19 protein-coding genes and 1 pseudogene are annotated in these 22,257 nt (G+C 47.9%); 18 read left to right on the forward strand and 2 right to left on the reverse strand.

The window, feature by feature from the left end; translation table 11 throughout:
* Window positions 1-10: 10 nt before the first annotated feature.
* A complete protein-coding gene (locus BIT28_RS01130) occupies window positions 11-856 on the reverse strand; it encodes a hypothetical protein (protein ID WP_075761804.1) in 846 nt (281 codons plus the stop codon).
* Window positions 857-1,083: 227 nt separating this feature from the next.
* On the opposite strand from BIT28_RS01130, the pseudogene BIT28_RS29905 reads away from it, so the two are divergent.
* The 17 genes and pseudogenes from BIT28_RS29905 to BIT28_RS29460 form a co-directional block, all read left to right on the forward strand.
* Window positions 1,084-1,265 (forward strand): annotated as a pseudogene (locus BIT28_RS29905) (DDE-type integrase/transposase/recombinase); the annotation flags it as partial.
* A gap of 874 nt (window positions 1,266-2,139) precedes the next feature.
* Window positions 2,140-2,577 carry a Spy/CpxP family protein refolding chaperone gene (locus BIT28_RS01140; RefSeq protein ID WP_075761805.1) on the forward strand — a complete coding sequence of 146 codons (438 nt, stop codon included), beginning with the start codon at window positions 2,140-2,142 and terminating at the stop codon, window positions 2,575-2,577.
* 305 nt (window positions 2,578-2,882) lie between these two features.
* A complete protein-coding gene (locus BIT28_RS01145) occupies window positions 2,883-3,668 on the forward strand; it encodes a GntR family transcriptional regulator (protein WP_245823626.1) in 786 nt (261 codons plus the stop codon).
* A 233-nt stretch (window positions 3,669-3,901) separates the two neighbouring features.
* Complete coding sequence (locus BIT28_RS01150) at window positions 3,902-5,149, forward strand: SGNH/GDSL hydrolase family protein (protein WP_075761806.1); 1,248 nt, start codon at window positions 3,902-3,904, stop codon at window positions 5,147-5,149.
* Between the two features lie 311 nt (window positions 5,150-5,460).
* Entirely contained in the window at window positions 5,461-5,904 is a 444-nt protein-coding gene (locus BIT28_RS01155) for a type III secretion system chaperone (RefSeq protein WP_075761807.1), read from the forward strand.
* Between the two features lie 9 nt (window positions 5,905-5,913).
* Window positions 5,914-7,347, forward strand: a complete 1,434-nt coding sequence (locus tag BIT28_RS01160; RefSeq protein WP_075761808.1) for a hypothetical protein — start codon at window positions 5,914-5,916, stop codon at window positions 7,345-7,347.
* Between the two features lie 202 nt (window positions 7,348-7,549).
* Window positions 7,550-8,014 (forward strand): hypothetical protein, encoded by a 465-nt coding sequence (locus tag BIT28_RS01165; RefSeq protein ID WP_075761809.1) that lies wholly within the window; start codon window positions 7,550-7,552, stop codon window positions 8,012-8,014.
* 14 nt (window positions 8,015-8,028) lie between these two features.
* Complete coding sequence (gene sctC / locus BIT28_RS01170; protein ID WP_175577478.1) at window positions 8,029-9,660, forward strand: type III secretion system outer membrane ring subunit SctC; 1,632 nt, start codon at window positions 8,029-8,031, stop codon at window positions 9,658-9,660.
* A 5-nt stretch (window positions 9,661-9,665) separates the two neighbouring features.
* Window positions 9,666-10,859, forward strand: a complete 1,194-nt coding sequence (sctD, locus tag BIT28_RS01175; protein WP_075761811.1) for a type III secretion system inner membrane ring subunit SctD — start codon at window positions 9,666-9,668, stop codon at window positions 10,857-10,859.
* A 205-nt stretch (window positions 10,860-11,064) separates the two neighbouring features.
* The gene (locus tag BIT28_RS01180) at window positions 11,065-11,280 is read left to right on the forward strand and encodes an EscF/YscF/HrpA family type III secretion system needle major subunit (RefSeq protein ID WP_075761812.1); all 216 of its coding nucleotides are present in this window, start codon (window positions 11,065-11,067) and stop codon (window positions 11,278-11,280) included.
* Window positions 11,281-11,288: 8 nt separating this feature from the next.
* Window positions 11,289-11,663 (forward strand): hypothetical protein, encoded by a 375-nt coding sequence (locus tag BIT28_RS01185; RefSeq protein ID WP_075761813.1) that lies wholly within the window; start codon window positions 11,289-11,291, stop codon window positions 11,661-11,663.
* On the forward strand, window positions 11,656-11,991 hold the full coding sequence (gene sctI, locus BIT28_RS01190) for a type III secretion system inner rod subunit SctI (protein ID WP_075761814.1): 336 nt from the start codon (window positions 11,656-11,658) through the stop codon (window positions 11,989-11,991). The genes BIT28_RS01185 and sctI overlap by 8 nt, the downstream gene beginning before the upstream one ends.
* A 2-nt stretch (window positions 11,992-11,993) precedes the next feature.
* Window positions 11,994-12,770: a type III secretion system inner membrane ring lipoprotein SctJ gene (sctJ, locus tag BIT28_RS01195; RefSeq protein ID WP_075761815.1), complete on the forward strand. Its 777-nt coding sequence runs from the start codon at window positions 11,994-11,996 to the stop codon at window positions 12,768-12,770.
* The gene (locus BIT28_RS01200; RefSeq protein WP_075761816.1) at window positions 12,751-13,581 is read left to right on the forward strand and encodes a hypothetical protein; all 831 of its coding nucleotides are present in this window, start codon (window positions 12,751-12,753) and stop codon (window positions 13,579-13,581) included. Before sctJ ends, BIT28_RS01200 begins: the two co-directional genes overlap by 20 nt.
* Complete coding sequence (locus tag BIT28_RS01205; RefSeq protein WP_075761817.1) at window positions 13,548-14,129, forward strand: HrpE/YscL family type III secretion apparatus protein; 582 nt, start codon at window positions 13,548-13,550, stop codon at window positions 14,127-14,129. The genes BIT28_RS01200 and BIT28_RS01205 overlap by 34 nt, the downstream gene beginning before the upstream one ends.
* A gap of 25 nt (window positions 14,130-14,154) precedes the next feature.
* Window positions 14,155-14,616 carry a type III secretion system chaperone gene (locus BIT28_RS01210; protein ID WP_075761818.1) on the forward strand — a complete coding sequence of 154 codons (462 nt, stop codon included), beginning with the start codon at window positions 14,155-14,157 and terminating at the stop codon, window positions 14,614-14,616.
* Window positions 14,617-14,628: 12 nt separating this feature from the next.
* Window positions 14,629-17,409 (forward strand): hypothetical protein, encoded by a 2,781-nt coding sequence (locus tag BIT28_RS29460; RefSeq protein WP_075761819.1) that lies wholly within the window; start codon window positions 14,629-14,631, stop codon window positions 17,407-17,409.
* A gap of 296 nt (window positions 17,410-17,705) precedes the next feature.
* Here the strand turns inward: BIT28_RS29460 and BIT28_RS01220 are convergent, their stop codons facing one another.
* Window positions 17,706-19,121 carry a S8 family peptidase gene (locus BIT28_RS01220; RefSeq protein WP_075761820.1) on the reverse strand — a complete coding sequence of 472 codons (1,416 nt, stop codon included), beginning with the start codon at window positions 19,119-19,121 and terminating at the stop codon, window positions 17,706-17,708.
* 475 nt (window positions 19,122-19,596) lie between these two features.
* On the opposite strand from BIT28_RS01220, the gene BIT28_RS01225 reads away from it, so the two are divergent.
* Window positions 19,597-22,257, forward strand: a 2,661-nt coding sequence (locus tag BIT28_RS01225) for an Ig-like domain-containing protein (RefSeq protein WP_245823627.1), incomplete at its 3' end; no start/stop codon positions are given.

Below are 22,257 nucleotides of genomic sequence, written 5' to 3' on the forward strand. Positions count from 1 at the left end.
TTTTTCTCCTTTAATTTGTCGGAACTTGCCGGGCGAACAGACGGGCCGCTACCATTGCGACAATCGCTGCGAGAGGAATGACAAGAAGTATCATCACGAAAAGGCCCGGTGGCGGGTTCGTGATGCCAAAATATGCTGCAAACACTGCAGCGATATTGCGCGTGCACATCCCAAGCGCCATGCTGCTTCGCTGTTGCTGTTTCAGGCCGAAGCTGATCTTGTATGATATCGCCGTGATCGCGAGTAAGAACAAGACCAAGGCTCCTGGAGCGAAGCTGCCTACGGCACCGAGCATGTCACGTCCATAGAGCACCAATACGAGCACCATGGTGAGAACTAGGGATACCCCTCCGATTTTCTTGACCACCGGGAAAAGTTTTTCCGCCGCATTTGGGGAGGTCCCCCGAACTATGCCTCCGAGTAGCAGCGGCAATAGCACCAATACGAGCAATGGTTTAGCCAGCGACCACATATTCACCGTCAGACCCTTGATCAGCAGTGGCGCTAGCAATGGCAGTAACAGCACGGTGCCAAGTGTGGTCAGCAGCATAAACGCGCCAGCAAAGTTTATGTCGCCGCGGGCCTTTCGCACCATCAGAGGGAAAAATGGCGCGGTCGGTACAAGGCTAATCAGAAGCAATCCGGCCGCGTGCGCTTCCATCAGCGGGATGAACCTGATAATGAGCCAGGCCAGCACTGGGCCGATGACCCAGCCTAAGACAAGGATCAGCGCAATGGCATGGGGGCTTCGCAGAGTATTCTGTACCTCGCGCAGGTTTAATTCGAGTCCCATGGCAGCGAGATTAGCCACTGTAAATACAATGACTATGATGTTGAAGACGATTTCGAAGCTCATGAAATGCTACCTTCTGAGTATTTTTCTGAGTGAGCGGGGGAATATGCTTTTTGATTATCCGAATGTAGATGCAAGAACATGGATAATACTGATTACATTCATCACTCTATTAATCATAAGGGTAATAACTGAACCTTTGCTGAATGCCTGGACCATCGTTTTGCGCTGGCAGCCTAATTGTATCTGAAAATCAGTACGCTTGTAATTCTGTATAACCTTGCGGCAGAGCCCACAAAAGTAATATAGAAGCTGCTTCTCAGTTCCTTAAGTGCAGCCTGGGTGACATAACGACTCAGAGAGTCAGCCTAAGAGTTTAAATACGGATAAACATTTCTTGTATGCTAATGCGATTACCCGCGTGAAGAAGGAGGGACGACTGCGAGCGGATGTCGAGCAAAGACAAGTGAAGTAGCTCAATAATGGCATCGAGTCAGATCATGCCCTATGAACGATAGTCTACCTGCGGCGTAAGTTAAGTAGCTGTAAGCTCATCACATCATTGAGTTTCTATAGGGCGTTATAATAGTGGCCTATGGAGTCATATTATGCAGGCTTTCGAGTTCTTGTTTCTGTTTTTTGGTTAGGGTCATTCTCATAATCTGTAGCATGATCCTGATTATTGAGGAAATCAAGTATCTTCAATGATCACGGGTATAGCAGTGAAGTTATGGGCCTCATACACTCGAAAGTTGCCTCGGTAGTCCTTCAAAGTGAGCAACCAACGAGTAATTGATAAGATTTAGTCATGGTTAGTACCTCCTAGCACAGTGTATTCTTTTATGATAGGTGTATAGTTTGATTGAAACTGAATGGATGTAGCGATTGGAGTTAAGTGTTTGATGTACATTCGTTAGATTTATGCACTTATGAGGAAGACCTCTCTGTAGGGGGCTCCGTTGCAAATAATTATACATCAATCATTAAGCTGCGATTCAGTAATTAAAGCTATTCTCGTAGCTGATAAATTTTTCTAAAAAGAACCATATTTATACAACTCTTTTTAGCCAGGATAAATGCACGGGAATATAACTTATTTTAAAATCAAAATCTCACTCCGTAATATTAACTTTTAATGTAATGAAAATAATTTAACAGCATATGTTTTGTTATATTTTTACTCTGTCTTTTTAGTTGAGCTAATTGTTTGTCAGAGAATTAGTGGTTAATAACTACGCCGTGGTTTTATGGGGGGCGATAATCAATCCGTACTATTTTTATCACTTATATATTCATTGATGTAGAGTTATCTTTTATGCTAGTTATTTTATCAAAGGACATTTTCCATGATTAAAATTAAATGTGTTTTTCGTAATTTCCTTATTTATAGTGTTTTTCTTGCTTCAGCAACAGCAGTAAATGCCTCAACTACGCCAGCACCATCACAGTTCAACCTACAGCCGATAATTCAATCTTTAGAGCTAACGGAAGAGCAAAATAATGTAATATTCGACTTGATAGAGGAACATCAAGTAAATTCACCTTCAATCAATATTGAAAATATAATAGCGGCGAAAAAGAAGCAACTAATGTTGGTAACTCAATCTGAATTTGATGAAGCAGCAATGGGTGAATTGGTAGATCAAGTTCAAGCTAAGGAAAAGGAATTATTTTTGAATGAAATGAGATTAAAGAATAGTATCTATAACGTATTGACCGAGAAGCAAAAAGTTAAGTTTAAAACTTCAGTTAAAGAGCAGTTAATGGTAGATGCTTCGCAGTAAGGAGTTAAGTATTTTAACGTAACTGTTTGGATTAACATATCATTTGATTGTGACATCACTATATTGTGCTTACACTTCTGGTGTGTTAGGTGGCTGTTATGTTGAATCGGTGCCGAACGAGCGTGATCGTGTAACGCCCAGATACAAGAAAGGCTGCCAGCTGGCAGCCTTTCTTCGGTTCTTACTACGGTTTTATGTAAGTATACTTAGATCACAAGATCAATTAAGTTTTTAGTTTTACCAGTAATCATTGAGCCTATCATTGGCTAGATCTGCCTCATCAGATTATTTGCAACAGAGTCGGTTTGGTTGCACCTGCCGAGGCGATGAAAGCGAACCAAGATAAAATGAACGATTACAGTAGCTTGATTGAGAACATTAAACAGCGTATTGCGCAGGGTGATAAATCCCCGCTGTATGTGAAGGTAGCTGAAACGGTAAAACAGGCGATTGAGCAAAAGATGCTGGTCGGCGGTGACTTTCTGCCGACCGAACGTGAGCTCAGTGATCTGCTTGGCGTTTCAAGGATCACTGTACGCAAGGCGCTTGATGTGCTGGATAAAGACGGTGTGATTGTTCGCTCCAGGGGCTGCGGTACCATGATCAGTGAGACCATGGAATACTCGTTGAAAGAGGCCAAAGGGTTCTCTCAGCAAGTGGTGCTAAAAGGGAAAAAGCCCGATACGCTGTGGATCAAGAAAGATATTATTCCTTGTTCTGAAGAGATTGCCTCGCACCTGAAAATTGCGGTTGATGAGTCTGTCTTCCTGCTAAAGCGTATTCGTTACATTGATGATCAGCCGGTTTCGGTTGAAGAATCTTATGTTCCAGCCAATTTGATCCGTGATGTTGATGATATTCAAATGTCATTGTATGACTACTTCCGCAGTCAGAACATCATCCCGACGCGCACCCAAAGCCGGGTCAGTGCGCAACTGCCTACCGATGAATTCCTCGAACACCTTGGTTTAAAATCTTCTGTGCCAGTCTTGGTGATCAAGCAAGCGGCCTTTGATACCCGAGGCAAGCCTATCGAGTACAGTGTCAATTACTGCCGTGGTGATATGTACGTGTTCGTTGCCGAAGATTGATAATTTATTCCTCTGGCAAAAACGACTATCCGGCTGAATTCCATATGCCGGATTGATATTTGTTGTGAGTATCATTCAGAAAATAGAATTATTCACGTGAGTGATACCTGTTGCAGTGCTCTAATTTAGAGCAAAAGCACAATTGGCTAAATATATTTGCATTTCATTGCAATTAATCTCCCTGACCTTCCTGGCGGGGAAACTCCATCACAACAAACTATAAGTAGATAATAATGAAAAAACATATCTTGTTACTCTCTATGCTACTGCCGTTTGCATCACAAGCGTCTGCTGATGCAACGATAACCCCAGAGGCAATTACAGCTGCACAAGTCAGCAGTGTTCAGGCTTCGGAAACCTACACCTATGTTCGGTGTTGGTACCGCCCGGCGGCTAGCCACGATGATCCGGCGACGGATTGGGAATGGGCACTCAATGACGATGGCAGCTACTACACAGTTTCCGGTTACTGGTACTCTTCCATTTCGTTTAAGAACATGTTCTATACTGACGAGTCTCAGGACAACATCAAACAGCGTTGTGATAAGACGTTAGGTGTCACTCACGATACGGCAGATATTACGTATTTCGCGTCCGATAACCGCTTCTCATATAACCACTCAATCTGGACTAACGATAATGTGTTCCAACCAACTGCGATCAATAAAATGGTTGTGTTTGGAGACAGCCTGTCAGATACGGGCAATATGTTTAATGGCTCTCAGTGGATTTTCCCTAACAGCAACTCTTGGTTCCTTGGCCACTTTACGAACGGATTTGTCTGGACGGAATACATCGCGCAAAACAAGGATATCCCGCTTTATAATTGGGCTGTAGGTGGTGCGGCTGGTACCAACCAGTATGTTGCCCTGACGGGAGTTTATGATCAGGTTACGTCTTATCTGACCTATATGAAGATGGCCAAAAACTACCGCCCGGAAAATACTCTGTTCACCCTGGAATTCGGCCTGAACGACTTCATGAACTATGACCGTGAAGTGCCGGAGGTTAAAGCTGATTTTAGCGCCGCGCTGATCCGCCTCACTGATGCCGGAGCGAAAAACATCCTGCTATTTACTTTACCTGATGCAACCAAAGCGCCTCAGTTTAAGTATTCAACTCAGGAAGAAGCGTTGAAAGTTCGCCAGAAGATCGTCGAATTTAACCAGTATATTGCGGAACAAGCCAAGTACTATCAGGATAAAGGCATTAACGTGCAATTGTACGATGCCTATTCTCTGTTTGAGCAAATGACGAGCAACCCACAGGAGCACGGCTTCCAGAATGCCTCTGAGCCTTGTTTGGATATCAACCGTAGCTCGGCGCTGGATTACCTGTACAGCCATAGCCTGACAAACGAATGTGCCTATTATGGTTCTGATTCTTATGTATTCTGGGGAGTGACTCATCCGACAACGGCAACCCATAAATATATTGCTGACAACATTATTGAAACGGTACTCAAGAAGTTTACCTTCTAAGTAAACCAAGCCACTCGAATAAAAGCCTCAGCCGTTGTGCTGAGGTTTTTTTATATCCCCAGGCTTCTTTAAATCGCTGGTCTCACTTTGAATCCTGCTCCTTGAGGTAGCTTGGATATAAGCTCTGAGCCTCAAAAAACTCTCAAATAACCAAGTAGTCAATAAGTTGTGAAATAAACAAGCACATTAAGTTCGCTTGGTATCACGGCTTGCTGAGAACACCTTAAGAATTCAGCAATCTTTCCTGTTTTTATCCTTATTTGATGAGACTGATTAATTACTCTAGCGCCTTATTTTATGGGAGGTGTTAGATGGAATTAAAACAGTTGATGGCAGATTTTTGTCAGGACTACGGTATCGACCTGATTGAGCCTAACGAGGAGGGCATCGTTACCCTGGCAATCAACCAAGATAGTGTTCGTCTGCATTTGCAGGAGCACAAAGGCTATTTGGTTTTGTTTACTCAGGTTGGCATTTTGCCTGAGGACGTCACGGTGAGCCAGCTTAAGCAAATCCTTGCGGCCAACTATTTCTGGCTGGGCACCAAAGGTTTTACGATCTCACTGTCGCCAGAAACCGACATGCTGATAGCCAGTCGCCAGGATTCAATGGAAGTTGTTCATTACGAAGGGTTTGCAGCAATGATCGAAGCCGCTGTCGAAGTGGTCGAGCATTGGCGGAAGGTGATGGCGGATGGGTTTAAATCGGTAGAAAGCCAAACCCCGCAACCTGATGTCACAACCATGATGGTGTAGGAGACGACAATGAGCCCTGCACAAGTTGGAAATACCTCGTCACATGTCCCGCTGCAAGATTTTATGCAGTATGCCAAGAACTCAGACACCCGCTTGCTGGCCAAAGACGGCACTGTGGTTAAGGCCGATTCAAAAATCGACAGCATCACCAGCCTGGTATCAAGCAGTAAGGCCGAAGCGCTAAAGCAAGAGAATATCACCACTGGCCGCGAGTTTAAGGCGGCGCTGCAACGGGAGCATTCTAAAGATGGTCTGGATGCTTTCAGTCCGCTGGAATACAACCTGCGTAAAGGTGATCCGATTACCCGCCGCAATGTCCAGGAAGTGAAGCAGGTTTTGCAGCAGTTGAAGATAGATCCGGACGCGTATAAATGCCTTGCTGAATGCTTTAATACTGCGGGCCGGGATCCGCGCATGATTGCGTTGCTGGAGGATTACAAGCCGGGCTGTTTTGACGGAAAAGTGAAGCAGTTTGCCAAGGAGCATGTCGGAAAGCCCGCGACAGATGTCTGGAACGACACCAAAAAAGGAGATATCAGCGGACCGGTTAAGAAGGCAGCCAAGTATGTGCCGGTGATTGGTAATTTTGTCGGTATTGTCGATAAGTGTGTAACAGCCTCCAAAGAGTGTGACAAAGAACTGTTTGCCGGACGGATCGGGAAGCTGGCCGAAAAGCCAGAGACCCGCAATACCTTCGCCCATAACCTGACCGATGTTCTCTATGAAGGCCATGAGAAGCAGGCACGCAAAGCGATGTTCTCGACAGCGGTCGATTTTATCTTTATGCCGCTGGGGGCGTTTAATCTCGGCCCTGTCGGTAAGGTGGGCATTAAGCCTATCGTTAATGGCGCCGTTGATTCTGCAGTCACCAATACGGTCGGCAATTTTGCCGCCAAACAAGCCTATTCGCTTGGGCTGACAGGAATTAAAGCGGCGGCGAACCATGTAATACCGGAAGCTGCGGCCAATGAAGACAGTGCTAAGCGGATGGAGATCGGTATTTTGCCCCGTTTGGAAGCAACCCATAACGGCAAGGAGAAATCGTTCGAGCTGACCGATACCAGTACCGTTCGGGCTCTGCTTCGGTATCTCGGCCCGGCAGAAAATACCCACATGAGCAAAGACGACTTTGGTTTTGAGCCAAGTGATGAAGACAAGGAGCTGGAGCTGAACCGGATGGTATTGAAAACAATGCTGGGCTCAGAGCCATCGGAAGAGCTGGAATTTGGTTCGAAAACCGGCCGGAAATCAGACAAAGCCTTGCTGTCATTGATGAACGATCAAGACGGTGTGTTAGGTCGAGTGATTGATGGCGTAAACACCGGCAAGGATCCGCACTTTGTTCGTGACGAACTTAATCAGCAATTTCAGGATGTGAAGAAGGATGGGGTTCCAAGCTATCTTCGCATGCTTTACCTATCAGAGGGATGGATGCGCCCCTAACGGATTATACGGAAGCTGTTCGTGACACAACAAATTCGCCCCGTTAGGCGTTTCAAATCTTTGTAGCCCAAAGCGACCACAGGCATTGCCATTGGTCGCTTTTTTCTCAAAACATGATTCCAACTTATTTGAGGTTTTTTTGAGGATTTATGAAGTGGGCAATGTTGCAATAACTTCTTGAATAATCGAGGTGAATTTATCAATGGCGACACTGGCATCAAAACTTGACGCGTTTGTTGAAACATATGATATAGCCGCGCAGCACCTTGACGGTATCGAGGTGTTATTAATCCAAAACACCCTGGTACAGGTGGATGTCAGTAAAGGCGTTGCATCGGTCGCCATGATGCTGCTGCCAGATGAAAGACAGCAGCCTGATAAGCTCTGCCGCCAGTTATGCGCAGTGCTAAAAAAAATGGCCTGGGTGGCACAGCATACTCAGGTCGAGCTGATGGTGGAACCGGATCACTCTAAGCTGACTTTGCTGCAGCGCCTGACAAGAGACGGTGAGCTGACTGCCGATTGCAGTGATGACGTTGATCTGGGTGGGAGAATAGAGCAGCTGTTGTGGGTTGTAGACGTTATGCATGAATTTATTGGTTTGGAGCAACAACCGATGCTGCCGTCCGTTACCCATCTGGCTGCCAGCAATATGGTGTTCGTTTGATGCATGAGTGGGGATTGAAAAGTTTGTCCGAGGCCTTGTTTGAACGGCTGTCCATCTGGCTACGATTATCGTCAAAGAGGCCTGGTGTATCTTTCATTGCTATTTTGCTGTTGCTCTGTGTGGGGTTCTTATCTTCAACGCCGGCCTGGCCACAATCTTTACCGCGTAGCGGGTATCAGCATATCGGACAGGATGAGCCACTGGCAGATGTGCTGAAAGGGTTTTCAGCCAACTACCGATTATCAGCCGTTGTCAGTGAATGTATTAGTGAAAAGTTCAATGGACAGGTTGCAGCTTCCACGGCGGAGCATTTCTTAAGTCAGCTACAGGCTGCATTTGGCTTTATCTGGTTTCGCTACGGCAACACGCTTTATTTTAACTGTGGCAGTGAAATGCAGACAAAGGTGCTGACCTTGAAACGGATGTCACCGGCAGCGCTGAAGCAGGCCATGGGGCAGGTTGGTTTGGATCTTGACCGTTTTGGCTGGCGTTCATTGCAAGACAAGGGGCTGTTGCTGGTGTCGGGGCCGCCGCGGTTTGTTGACATTGTCGAACAGGTGGCCACCGGATTGGACGAGCAGGCCAAGGTTAAACAGGCAGAAGAGCTGCAAACGTATGTTGTTCCCCTGTACTTTGCCTGGGCGGGGGATCGCCAGGTCGGGGATGGCAAGACAGTACCTGGGGTCGCAACGACACTGCGAAAGCTAATGGGGTACAACTCGCAGGACTCTATCGGCCGGATCGAATCGGATGAGAGCCGTAACGCGGTATTGCTAAGAGATACCCAGTCAAATATCGATCGTTATATTCGAATGATCCACGCAATGGACAGGGCTCTTAAGCAAGTCGAAATTGGGGTCACGATCATTGATATCAAGGAAGACGCACTGGAGGAGTTCGGCATTGACTGGGGAATCAATGGCTCGTCGGGCAGTTTGAGCTATCAAGGTGGTGTCATTAGCGGCGTACTGGGGGACGGGCTCAATCTGTCCACCATTATCGGGGCCAATATTACTGGTGTATTGTTCCGTCTCAAGGCGTTAGAGAGCCAGAGCAAAGCGCGGATGCTGTCTCGGCCTTCCTTGCTGACCCAGGAAAATACAGAAGCAGTACTGGATAACAGCGAGACTTTTTATGCCCGAGTGACATCGAAGGAAGATGCGCAGTTAGTACCGTTGACAGCCGGGACAAAGCTCACGGTTACCCCAAGGGTTATCCCTGATAAGTCGGGCGATGTGGTCAAGCTTGATATCCAGATCACGGATGGCAAAACCACTGACGAGCGCGTCGACAACCTGCCGACAATTAAGGGCAGTTTCATCAAGACGGAAGCGATGGTGAGAAAGGGCCAGAGCTTGCTGATTGGAGGGTATTTTGTGGATTCGGAAACCATGGGGACGGACAAAGTGCCTGTGTTGGGGGACATACCGATGATTGGGGCGCTTTTTAGCCAAGAGAAAACCACAACCAGCCGAATGGTTCGCCTTTTCCTGATCCGGCCAAAAGTGTTGGAGCCCGGTTTGAACAACCTGGCCGAAGCCCGCCAGCAATATCCTGAATTAAGGCAAATCGTGCCGGGAGTTGCCGAGGTCGAGGCGCTGGAGCAAGCCTTTGTCTCTGGTTCTACACATCATTTATATAGGTAACGGGCATGACAAGGTGGAAATTAAAAGTGCTGTCCGGCAGCCATGCCGGAGCCGAAATGGCAACCGAGCAAACTAATATTGTTTTGGGTTCAGACAGTGCACGTGCCGATTGCGTGTTGTCTGATTGTGGTTTTGCCGCCGTTGCTTGTCAGCTGACCCTGACCGATACCGATCAGGTAATAAAAATCTTGGCAGACCAAGTCTGGTATCTGAATGGAAAACGACAGTCAGCCGGTATTGCCCGTATCAAGCCTTATCAGGTTATTCAGGTCGGGGGAGTGGCGTTTGCTTTCGGGCCATCGGATGTTGTGTGGCCGGTACTCACTGTTCCTGTTGTTAGTCGCCGCCGAATCCCGTGGGCAGGCATTGCCTTGTCTGGGGTACTGGTAGTCGGCAGTTTGTCGGCATCGCTGGTGGTGTCGACAAAGTATGCCAAAACACGACGGACAACAGCCGCTCAGCTATTGGAACAGCTGGACTATTCCTCGGTTTCCCTGCAGCCGCTCAACGACCGCTTGGTGTTGTCAGGGTATGTCGAAGACAGGGAGAGTTTGCAGGCGTTGAAAAATACCCTTGCCGAGTCTCAGCAACCCATTGAATGGCAAGTTTATCGTATTGATAGCGTACAAAATGCCGTGATGACCTGGCTTGCCCAGCATGGTTTGGCTGGCTTGGATGTGACGGTTGATAGCCATGGTGTCGCCCAGATCAAAGGGGTGCTGGAGGATGGCCTTGATCTGGCCAAGATCAGTAACAGCTTGCAAGACGATGTGCAGGGACTTACCCGTACCGATTGGCAAACCGCGCGTATTTCGGATTTGATTGGCTGGCTTCAGCAAGCTATCCGACAGCAGAATTTACCGGGGCTGATGGTGGCTGAATCCGACCGGCATATCTATCTGACGGGTAAGCTGGCAGAGCAGGAGAAGCCGAAACTGACAGCGTTACTCGAGCGAGCTGCCGAGCAGTTTGGGCATCAGGTGCCAGTGAAATATCAGGCTTTCTTATTGCCAGACAGCCCATTGCCATCTATCCGGGCGGTGAGCCTGAGTCGAACACCGTATGTCGTGATGTCCGATGGTCAAAAATACCTCACCAGCGCTGTGATCGGGGATGGTTATACGATTCGGGAAATTACCGATGAAGGGATCGCAATAGCCAAACAGGGCAAGCAGTGGTGGTTACCGACAGGAGGTTGAATGTTTTCAGATACCACTTTATTAGAGCAGCATTTTTGTCAATTTGAGCGGGCATTGGCACAGGTAGAAAATCGGCTGCTTGAGCAGATGCTACCCGCACAGTTTGCTCAGATGGTTCGTTGGCAGCAGGCATTGAAACTGGCTGTCAGTCATATTCTCGATCAAGAAATAGCGAATAATACCAACGATAAAGGAAGGCTGAATTATGAATTTCGATACCATCAACCAGGGGCTCGGCAAGATAATGGAAGCCAAGGATACCGAGCTGACTCGCTTCTCGACCGAGATGGATCCGGGCAAGCCGGAAGATTTGATGAAATTTCAAAAGATGGTCAGCGAGTGGTCAATGGTGATGGGGCTGCAAAGTGCGACGATAAAATCAGTACGCGATGCGCTGCAGGGCATTATTCAAAAGATGTAGTACAGGGCTTGGCAAATCTTGCGTTGCTTTTTGGCGGTCAGGCTCGACTCAAGGATGCCGAGACTTTGCTGGCACCGATACTGGAAAACCATGGTGATGATAGCGAATTGTCTCCGTCAGACAGCGAACAAAGGCGGTACCAGCGCAAGGTTGCCACCATCATTCAGGCAATGTGCCTGTGTGAAGTCAATGAGATACATCAGGCTCAGGCGGTATTGAAAAAAGAAGGCGGTCCGGAAAATCAGGTGCTCATTGCAATGATCCACCTGTTAGAAGGTGAACGCTATTTGGCTGGTGAAGTCCTGGGAAGAACAATATTGCCGATGGCAGATGCATTAATTCCCGTTAGCGAGCAATTGATCAAGGAGCTGAACCATGGTTGATCCCGTCGCCCCGCTGCAATCATCATTTGTGTTACCGCAACAAAGTGTTTCCAGTGTGAACCTGGAGCAACTGTTTACCCAACAGCTTGAGCAAAGCACCCAGCCGATGGGCGATGCCATGGTTGAGGGAATTCAGACAATTCGCAACGATTTGGATGTTCAGGCCGACCAGATCCAGAGCCGCCTGAACGATAACCCGGAAATGTCTCTGCACGATTTGATTCAGGTCCAGATGGACTTGTCCCGTCTGGTTTTGGTTGAGGAAACGCTGGCCCGCTCCGTCAGCAAATCGAGTCAGAACATTGATACCTTGTTAAAGAGTCAATAGTTATGTCAGCTATTTCCTCCCTTGGTCCACGATGGCTCCGCTGGTGGCTAATTGCATTGGTTGTCTGCCTTCTTCAGGGGTGCAAAGACAACCTGTATTCCAACCTTTCCGAACAGGACGCCAATCAGATGTTGGCGCTGCTGCTTAACCATGGCGTCAATGCCGAAAAGCAGGGAGCCAGCAGCGATACCATTAGCCTGAAAGTCGAGAAGACGCAGTTTGCCTACGCAGTTGAGCTGCTAAAGCAAAATGGCTATCCGCGCCAACAGTTTTCCACGGTAGAAGACTTGTTCCCGCAAGATGGTTTGGTGGCAACACCCACGCAGGAAAAGGCGCGTTTTGTTTATGCGCTGTCGCAGGCACTGGCTGAAACTCTCAACCAGATTGATGGGGTGATCAGTGCCAGAGTGCATTTAGTGGTGCCGGAAACCGTCAGGGGGGCAGTATTGAAGCCCTCGTCGGCGGCCGTGTTTATCAAACATGCGCAGAACACCGATGTCGGTCAGTTGATCCCGCAGATCAAAAGCCTGATCCAGAACAGTATCGAAGGGCTTAAGTACGATGATGTACAGGTTGTAATGGTTGCCTCGCAGGTCTCGGCGCAGCTGTTAGCACCAGTAGTTGCAGAAAACCTGCAGCCATCGCCAATGGTGCTATACGGTGTGATTGGGTTGCTTGGCACCATGATTCTGGTACTCATCGGCGTCATGATTTGGCAAAGAAAGCAGCAAAAGCGACGCGATTTGGAGGTGCTTGAGCGTGTTACTCAGAGCCAGTGATACAGAGCAGCAGTTGGTAGTGAAGCATTGTTTGTGTTTGCATCAAGTGATCCATCCTACCCAGACAGCGGCAGCACTTGCTGAACTCAGATTAACGAAAGCAGAACTACCTGATAGTGAAGGCTCTGAGTCGGGTAATGCGGGATTAAATAGCAGCTATTGGTGGACAGAGGATCTATCATCACCTCAGCAAGCCTGGCTCAATCAGGGGTTGCTTGAGTACTTTGGTTTGATGCCGCTGTTTTCTGAACTGGCACAGCTGCAGTATTGGGCGCTATTACCATGGCAGGTACTTGAAGAGGTGTTGACTCTCTGGAGTGCCTGGTTTCACCTTGATGCGATTATCCGGATTATCTGTCGACATGATCTGCAAGTAATCAGAGATAATCTGGGCAATGATTACGACTGGCTGATGGCGCATGGGCGGCTGCATCCTGCCAATCCACACCCTATAGAGTTATCGAGCCACTCTCATTCCTCGTTGTCCTGGCTCTCCAATCTTGCAAGGCGATCTCGTTCAAAATCTGCCAGGGATCCATATTCAATTACGGCATTGAATTGGCAGCAGGAAAAAGCGCAAACACGAAATTTGATAGTGGGAAAGCTAACTCAAGACTGGTCTGAAAGCTGGCGGTGGCTGTTGCAACTAAAGTTACCGGTTTGTTCGGAAAATGCATCCACGCCTTCATCCGCACTTTCATCATTGTCGATAAACACGGCAACTTCGAAAGCCCTCTCTCCCAGTTTACTGGTTTGTCTGCAAAGGAAATCCCCTGAATGGTACGAGTGGTTAAAACGGTTCCAGCCCTGATGTCGGCAGGATCGGGAAATAAAATTATAACGGTATCGGAACTTGAGCAGCACCAACAGGCAGAAGAAATACTGGCGACTGCGCATACGCAAGCAGAGGCGATTATTACCGAAGCGCAGTCAAAGGCTGAGGAAATGATCGAGCTGGCAAAAAAAGAAGCCGAGGCCAGACAAACCATCGTCGTTCTTGGTCTCGAGCAGCAGCTGCGAGAACGCTGGAAAGAGACCTTGTCGGCATTGGAATCCGAGCTGGCCGGCATACTCAAAGAGGCCTTGTTGACAATGATTAGCCAATACCCGGAAGCCGATCAAGTCAGATCATTGGTCAACCTTGCTCTGAGGGAAGTGCAAGACAGCCAGAACGTGATAGTTCGGGTGCCTACTAAGCACCTCAGCGTGATGGCTCATTATTTTCCCGATATTCAGTTCGAGGGGGCCGATCATTTAGACAATGTGTGTGAAGTTGAGATTGGTGAGCAACTGTTTGTGGCATCGATGACGTATGTCATCGAACAGCTTGAGACCCGGCTTTCAACGGTATCGCAATAGATGATAACAACAAGAAGAGGTAACTATGAACAAAGAAGCATGGCAAAAAGCGTTGGCCGAAGTGACGGGAAGTCCTTTGGGGTTTGATGAAAATGATGTGGCATCAATCAATCATCCATCGCTCTCGCTTACAGTCAATTTCTATTATCGCCCTGATGGCGTCGTGCTCTACAGCCAGGTAGGACGTGTAAATCATGATCAACAGTTGCGCGAGTTACTGGCTGCCAATTGTATGTGGCAGCAGACAAACGGGGCGACCTTATCTGTGTTTGAGGGCAACCAGGTATTGCTTGCCTATCTGTTCACCGCCGAACAAGCACTGCAATGGGCACACCAGTATAACCAGTTTTTACAGGCCGCAGCGTTCTGGGCTGAAAAACTGATTTCACCAGATGAGACGGCTCTTGATGAGACAGCATCTGATGAGACTGTATCTGCATTCGCTGATCTAACACCATCGGCAATCGCCAGCGCGAGTTTCGTTTGATAAGGAGTTTCCATGGTTAATTTCAATGCATCAGCGGTTGGACAGACGCGAGCGCTCGATCAGACGCAACATGTTCAGCAGCAATCGACATCATCATTTTCCGGAGCTATTCCACCTCCCGCAACACCATCAACGATACCGAGCCATAACATTACTCAGCCTGCCGATCGGGTGAGTCGATTGTTCTCTGAATCACAGCTCGCGCAGTTCCACCAACTCCCAGAATCCTCGCGCCATTTATTACTCGAAACGCCTTTTCTCAAGCAGCAGCAAGAACCGCTTAGCAAACAAGCTTTTCATCAGGTGATGGCAGCAGCTGGTCAGCTAGAAACATATAAAGGCTCTGACGAGCGACTTCAGTTAACAGCTAATGCACTGTTGGGGAAAACCTATACAGCGGGTGATCAGACGGTTGTAGCCAAAGCACTGGATCATCTCAGCACCCGTGCCTTGCCGACAGAGGCAAAAGCCAATCTTGTCAAGGCGCAACAGGCGGTAAAGAATCTGGCAACCCAGGCGGACGCGAAAAGTCACAGCCAGGCCTATGAGGCGTTAAGAGATCTTGCAGCATCAATGCCGAAAAGTGATCCGCAGACGCTTTCTGTTCGCCAGCTTGCCGAGCAAGTAAGAAGCGGCGGGATGGAACAGCTGAGAAGTGAGTTTAAGCAGAGTCTGCAACACCAGTTCCACCACTTAACCAAAGGAGGCACAGAACGTGCCGTGTCTTTAAAGTTTGATATTGGGCCTGCGCTGGGGTTGTTTAACCTCAAGGCTGCATCTGCGACCGTCGGGTTTGGGTACGACGTCAAGGTCACTGGTAACGACGATACCCGGATCAGGGCATCACATAAAGGAAGCTTGAGTGTCAATCTGGAAGCGGGAGGCGGTGAAACCCCTGTCAAAGTTGCGCTGAGCGGCAGTCTGGGGCTAGGCAAGACACAGGCATTTGCCAACCTGGACAGTTTCATTGATTACCATGCCAATGACATGCTTGTTATGTTGGCAGGAGAAGGAGCCGGTAAGCTAAAGCATAATTTCAAGGGCATGATCCAGGCGCGCAGGGCGGATGCTCAGATGCGTAATGTGGTTAGCCATAACCAGCAACTGACGAAGCAGCTAATTCAGCAAAACATATTGGGGCAGGGCGATAAGATTCAAGTCAAACCCCGTCAGTCAGCGACGCCGATCACAGCGGTAGGTATGAGTGTCGACGGCAGCGCCTCACTGGAGGCCGGCATTCACGCGTTAGCCAAACTGAAAGGGGCGCTACAGGGTTCTGTTGTTCATACCACCTTTACCAAACATGCCAACTTGCTTGATACCCTGATGACTGAGCCCGATCGCATTGAGAGTCGGCCCGGTAAGTTCTTCTCGGTATCGGTTCCCCTGAAAGATACGGCTGTGATGGATTTGTCTGATTTTCTCGGTGACCGTCAGACCAAACAAGGCGCGGAGGGAAGGCAGTGGATTCAGGATACAGAAAATGAGCTGAGGAGACTGTCGACAAAGCTAGGCGAGGAGCCGTTCGGTCAGGATTATGACGGGGAGATGTATCAGGACAAACTAGCGGCCAAGCGCAGTGAACTGAAGGATGTTATTGTTGCTCTCAAGCTGGAATATGATTCATACCTTAATGTGGTAAATAGCTATGATGCAGCACGAAGTGGCGGGGAAAATGGTGCGATAAAACGCGATCTTGGCCATATTAAGCATGCATTTGAAGGAAGCCGGGGAGCCGAAGGGCGCGGTGAGTATTTAAGGGCGGTAATGTGTACTCATGCCAAGCTGAATCAGGCTTATATGGCAAGCTTCAGGGAAGGGGAAGTACCGCATCTCAACCCTCAGGAAGCACCATTTAGCCAGTTTTTGAAAAGTGTGGCTGATGACTTTAGGACGCCTCAGTTAAACCTCGAACAGCAAAAGCATATCGATAAGTCTCTTACGCTGACATCAGGTGCCATGAGTACTAATACTCAGTTAATGGGGACCGTTTCTACTTCGGTTCAGGTGCCCGTTTTGGGAGAGAAAACCATTGATCTTGGGGTGAAATACAACAAGATCGACGGTGATATCAACCCCGATAATGACGGTGAATATATCAATGCGTCATTGAAGCTTGATATCCCGGCAGTGAAGGACAAAAGCTCTGCGATCAAAGGGATCCTCAAAGAAGGCATTGGCCGGTTCTTGAGTGAAAATAGCCTGGAATTGAGTGAAATTGACGGCCTGGATGACTTGGCATTGAGTGGTTCGCTGAGCGCCAGTACCCAGTTCGAAGGCAATTTTGTCAAAGGGGAGGACAACAAATACCACCTGCAGTATATCCGTGCGACAGAATCGACGTCGTTAGGCGGAAACGCATCAGCCACGGCCGGAGCGGTTAAACTGGGGGCGGGTATCACTCATAGCAGCAATGATCACCTTGCTGAATGGATCAGTGACAACACACTGACCTACCTGCAAACAAAGTTCAATGGCTGGCAAAACGGCCAGCAGCCTGCACTTTGGGATCAGTATGCTTCTCATCACGAAACAGGCATCGGTAAAGCCTTCGATAAACTGACAGAGAGTGACTCGAATATTGCCAAGGAGCTGGACAAGCGAGCGGGTGATATACCAAACGGACAACATCTGAAGGAAGCGCTATTAGAAAAAGCCGGACAATGGAAGGCTGACCACAGTAAGGAAAACTTCCAGCAAGCGATGGGGGCTTTGAATGACTATTTTGAAGCGCAGTATCTGACCTATAAAAGCGAAAGTGCCGAGCGGCTGACGCCGAAATATAATGACTAGCTTTAGCAATAACTAGTCGTAACTGGGCATTCAATGAATTGAATTAGCCTGGAATCAACCTGTCAGTTTCGACTAGAGCTGACAGGTTGTGCTGACTTGTTGGCGACCCCAAGCAATTCAGCACTATTTGGGTGCAATAAATCCCGTCAGAATTTACCCTACATTTCCTAATGCCAGCCCAGAACCGAACCGGGCTGGGTACACTGTAACGAGTGTCGCCTATCCGAAAGTTGTGCTTTGAGTTTGATTATGATTATGAAAAGTCGTTATTTGCATCATTAATCGATGATTCCTCTTCAATTTGCATCTGATGAAGCATCCAACTTACATACCTGGCTCCATTTAGGAGAACTGAGCACTTTTAAAGCGGCTGGAGGAGAAATAACGCCGTTACCGGTAAAGGCTCGGTATTTTGTTGCTATAGGTGTGCTTGTAGAAATCAGTATTGATCGTAGTTGCTTTTCACTTATCCCTGGACAGTAGCTCATTAACAGTGCAGCAACTGCGCTGACAACAGGTGTTGCACTTGAACTGCCTCCGGCTCGGGCCGTTTCTCGCAGTGGAGCTTTCGGTGAGCTGAAAAGGCTACTGATCATAGTGGGTGCTGAAATATCAATAAAGCTCCCTTTGACGGGGTTTGCTGCTTGCCTATTGTGGGTAACCGCAGCAACAATCAATGCGGAAGAGAAACCCACCAGCGCTTTGCTGCTGCTTTTGCTGCTTGCCTGGTTTCCGGCGGCGGCAACTAACAGAGTGCCCTTACCATCACGGCCTGAGCGACGAAGTTCTGTCAGTACTTGTCGGATGGGGTGCATCATATAGGTTAAATACCAGCTCATGTTGATGATATCCGCCTGGTGTTGCTGAGCAATAGCTAGGCTTTTTATGATGTCCGATGTAAAGCTTGCTTCAAGGCTGATTGCCAGTAACTTTACTTCCGGTGCAATCCCTTCAGTATCAATTTGATTATGTTGTGCAGCGATGATACCACTGACTTTTAATCCGTGGTTGGTATCGCGGTTGTCCGACTGACCAACTCTGAATAATTGCACATTAGCGCCTTGAAGATCGCGATGTTCGATGTGAAACCCTTTATCAATAACCGCGACAGTTACCCCTTGTCCACGGTTATGCTGCCACAGTTGCTCAACATTGAGTGCCTTGATTACCGAGTAGCCTTCCATATCGTAACGCTTGCTATTATCCAAAACAGTAGCACCGGTTTGTCCGGGCTTGATTAGCAGATCGGGCTGAGCACTGAGCACCTGCTTGTGGCTGAGTAAATGGATGAATGCCGGATACAGAGCTGCCTGATCTTGCGGCTTAACCAGCCAGAGTTGAGAGTCAGGAAGGTTAAAAAGCAGCTCAAAATGAATCTCAGTATCCAGGAGGGCAAACAGGAACTGGCTCAGCTCGGTTGCCTGTGTGCCATTTTGAGTCTCAATAATTAATCGTGGTGCGATACAGACTTGATAGTGGTCTTCAGGGTTATCCTGTTTACTTCGTTTGTAGTTATCCGTCAGATACACCTGCTGCTCTTTTACGTTGAGTTCCACCCAGGCATGGCCATTAGAAAAAGCATAAAAACCAAATGTTGCCATGCAATTAGCATTTCCAGGGGTGGCGTGAGTATTGGGTGCAGCCATAAGGAGCAGCCAGCCGACAATAAACGCAAAAGCGCCAGGCTGGAATAGTGTTTTTTTTTGCAGCAAATGGATCCCATCATCTCTAGTTGAAAAAGCAGAAATAATAATAGCTTAAAAGCAATTATGAAACCAAGTTCTGGTCATGTGGCGAGAAGTGGTCAACAAAGCCCGGAAACTTGTTGTCGGTGCTTGACTGACCATTTCTTGATTGATTATCCGACCTAATTGCCCCTCACAGAATAAATTTATTGTATTTCATTTGGTATCAATATTAGAGCTGTTATTCTATTGATGACCTAAGCAACGGTAAACATATGTGGGTTGTTTTTTATGCGCAACTAAGGCGGCTTAAAGCAACTAACTGATAGGTAGGTATATATGAACTCCAGGGCTCCAGGTTAGCACTTTAATAAAGTAAAAAAGCGGGTAAGGCACATTAATAATGAAAACAAGGTATAACCGCACTTTCGATGACTTTAAGGGCAGGGTATCTATTTGTAGGGAGCCTGAAAAGAAATCGAAGAGCAAAGGAGGGCGAGGTATGCTCCCCCGATATTTAACTATCGCTGTAGCACTAATGGTGCAGGGGGTTTGCGCACAGCAGTACAGTGAAGCTTCTTATTCTGAGCAACCTGAAAGTACTTCTGTTATAGAACAAAATACAAAGCAGTCGCAGAGTAGTACATATCGGTCAGAAAGCCAGGCTATGGCTCACTCTAATACTCCAACAGTACAATCATTTACCGCAGTGGGTAAGGCTGCGCAAGAAGCGAACACGCTAAAACCACATCAAGAGAAAATTGATGAGCTGTTGCGCACCTTTGAACAGAGCCGTAAAAGCAGCCAACGTTTGGCTCACAGGCTTGGTTTGTCAGGAGATACCAATACTGGCTTTGAGTACTTTAAACTTCCGGCCAGTGCTCAGCAAATATCGATACCAACTGATGGAATAGAGTTGGTTGCCGTTTGTTATTATGGCCGGTGTATGGGAGGCCCACACGCTGGTGAAGTATGTCAGACTGATGCATTTTGTGAGGTAGGAGATAACATCGCACCGAGTATTACCGCCGTAGCTATTCAGGATGTTAGCCATAAGGTTGGTGATACAGCCACCGCAACGATTACCGTTGATTCAGACTCTGATGATTACACTTCTGGTTCCGGTGGCGTTAGCGGCACTATTGCCGGATACACTGTAAGCACATTAACTAAAGTCAGTGATACTACCTACACGGTAAGCTTTACTATTACAGATGGTGGTACCAATATTGCGGCCGCGAGTACTATCCCGGTTAATATCTCGCTAACCGATTCCAGCGGCAATACCAGCTCGGCTTATACCACAGCTATCAGCCAGAATAACGACGCTATTTATGCTAATTTGCCAGATATTTCCCTGAGTGCAGATACCGATACTATTGCTGAAGATGGTGGTAGTGCTACGTTGACAGCTACGATTAGTGGTAGCCTGAACAATCAGTGGCCATCTGATATCACGGTGAATCTGGCCTATAGCGGCACCGCAACAGCAACAACCGACTATAGCAAGTCAGACAGCATCACTATTTCTGCAGGCAACACAACTGGTACCACAACGGTAACCGGTGTTGCCGATACCCTTTATGATGCTGCCAGTGCAGAAACAGTGATTGTTGATGTTTCTTCTGTATCGGTCGGCACTGAAGATGGTACTCAGCAACAGACAATTTCAATTACTGATGCTGAAGCAGCTCCTACTGTGTCTCTGTCTGTGGGCACGAATACCGTGGCCGAAAACGGCGGTACTGCCAGCATAATGGTGACATTGGATCATGCTACCTATGAAGATGTCACGGTTGGTCTGAGCTATTCGGGTACCGCGACAAGTGGTACCGACTTTGCGACACCGAGCAGTAACATCACTATTTCTAATGGCACTACTTCGGCCAATGCTGCAACGGGTATAACCAGCAGTGATGATGGTGACGAGGAAGGTGCTGAAACCATTATTATTGATGTCAGCAGTGTTGCAGGTGGTGGTGTTTCCGAACATGGCGCTCAGCGACAGACAATCACGATCAGTGATGATGATGATACAACTCAGCCTGTGATAATCAGCGTCTCTGTACCGGTCGATAATACCTATGTTACGGGCCAATCACTCAGTTTTACCGTCAACACCGATGAGATCGTAACTGTCAGCGGTTCGCCCAGCCTGACGCTGAATATTGGCGGCACCACAAAATTAGCTGCTTATGCGTCAGGTTCTGGTTCTCAGGCATTGGTCTTTACTTATTCTGTTGAAACCGGCCTGGTCGATAATGATGGTATTTCAGTCACAGCCTTGAGCATGAATGCGGACGAGATCCAGGATGCGGCAGGGAATGACTTAAATGTTGCACTTAATTCAGTCGGCTCGTTGACGAATGTTCGGGTCGATAGTGTGTCACCAACGGTAACAGGAGTGAGTGCCAGTACGGCTGATGGTCAATACAATGAAGGCGATAATATTGCCCTCAATGTAAGCTTTGATGAAGCGGTAACAGTAACTGGCACACCGCGTTTATTGTTGGAAACGGGTACCACAGGTCGTTATGCGACCTATACCTCTGGTTCGGGGAGTACGGCATTAGTCTTTCAATATTCAATACAGGCGGGTGATACTTCTAGTGATCTCGATTATGCCAGCACAACGGCGTTGGAACTTAACAGCGGTACCATTAATGACAGTAATGGCAATGCAGCAGATCTGACGCTGGCATCACCGGGTTCAGCCAATAGCCTGGGTGCCAACAAGGCGATTGTAATTGATACTACGCAACCTACAGTCACGATCAGTAGCAATAAGTCTGCGCTGAAGCGTGGTGAGACGGCCACCATTAGTTTTACGTTAAGTGAGAGCAGTAGTGACTTCATCAAAGACGATGTCACCGTGGTTGGCGGAACACTAAGTGCTCTTTCTGGTAGCGGAACAAGCTATACAGCGACTTTCACTCCTAGTGAGGATAACAACGTTACTGCCACGATTGACGTGGTAGCCGGTAAGTTTACGGATAGTGCTGGTAATAATAACGCTGCGGCTACCCAAGAAACGATTAGTGTAGATACGGCCGTGCCGACGGTGGCGATCAGCGATAACACTACCGGGACGGCGACGGGGGATGTGACCTACACCTTCACCTTTAGCGAAGACGTGACGGGCTTTACCGCGGACGACATCACC

It is taken from the genome of Photobacterium proteolyticum, assembly GCF_001939735.1.
In the GTDB taxonomy this organism is placed as follows: domain Bacteria; phylum Pseudomonadota; class Gammaproteobacteria; order Enterobacterales; family Vibrionaceae; genus Photobacterium; species Photobacterium proteolyticum.

Bases quoted from the DNA above. Each gene is read 5' to 3' on its own strand.
- BIT28_RS01130 (WP_075761804.1), bottom strand. From the start codon at position 856: ATGAGCTTCGAAATCGTCTTCAACATCATAGTCATTGTATTTACAGTG.
- BIT28_RS01140 (WP_075761805.1), top strand. From the start codon at position 2,140: ATGATTAAAATTAAATGTGTTTTTCGTAATTTCCTTATTTATAGTGTT.
- BIT28_RS01150 (WP_075761806.1), top strand. From the start codon at position 3,902: ATGAAAAAACATATCTTGTTACTCTCTATGCTACTGCCGTTTGCATCA.
- BIT28_RS01155 (WP_075761807.1), top strand. From the start codon at position 5,461: ATGGAATTAAAACAGTTGATGGCAGATTTTTGTCAGGACTACGGTATC.
- BIT28_RS01160 (WP_075761808.1), top strand. From the start codon at position 5,914: ATGAGCCCTGCACAAGTTGGAAATACCTCGTCACATGTCCCGCTGCAA.
- BIT28_RS01165 (WP_075761809.1), top strand. From the start codon at position 7,550: ATGGCGACACTGGCATCAAAACTTGACGCGTTTGTTGAAACATATGAT.
- sctD (WP_075761811.1), top strand. From the start codon at position 9,666: ATGACAAGGTGGAAATTAAAAGTGCTGTCCGGCAGCCATGCCGGAGCC.
- BIT28_RS01180 (WP_075761812.1), top strand. From the start codon at position 11,065: ATGAATTTCGATACCATCAACCAGGGGCTCGGCAAGATAATGGAAGCC.
- sctI (WP_075761814.1), top strand. From the start codon at position 11,656: ATGGTTGATCCCGTCGCCCCGCTGCAATCATCATTTGTGTTACCGCAA.
- sctJ (WP_075761815.1), top strand. From the start codon at position 11,994: ATGTCAGCTATTTCCTCCCTTGGTCCACGATGGCTCCGCTGGTGGCTA.
- BIT28_RS01205 (WP_075761817.1), top strand. From the start codon at position 13,548: ATGGTACGAGTGGTTAAAACGGTTCCAGCCCTGATGTCGGCAGGATCG.
- BIT28_RS01210 (WP_075761818.1), top strand. From the start codon at position 14,155: ATGAACAAAGAAGCATGGCAAAAAGCGTTGGCCGAAGTGACGGGAAGT.
- BIT28_RS29460 (WP_075761819.1), top strand. From the start codon at position 14,629: ATGGTTAATTTCAATGCATCAGCGGTTGGACAGACGCGAGCGCTCGAT.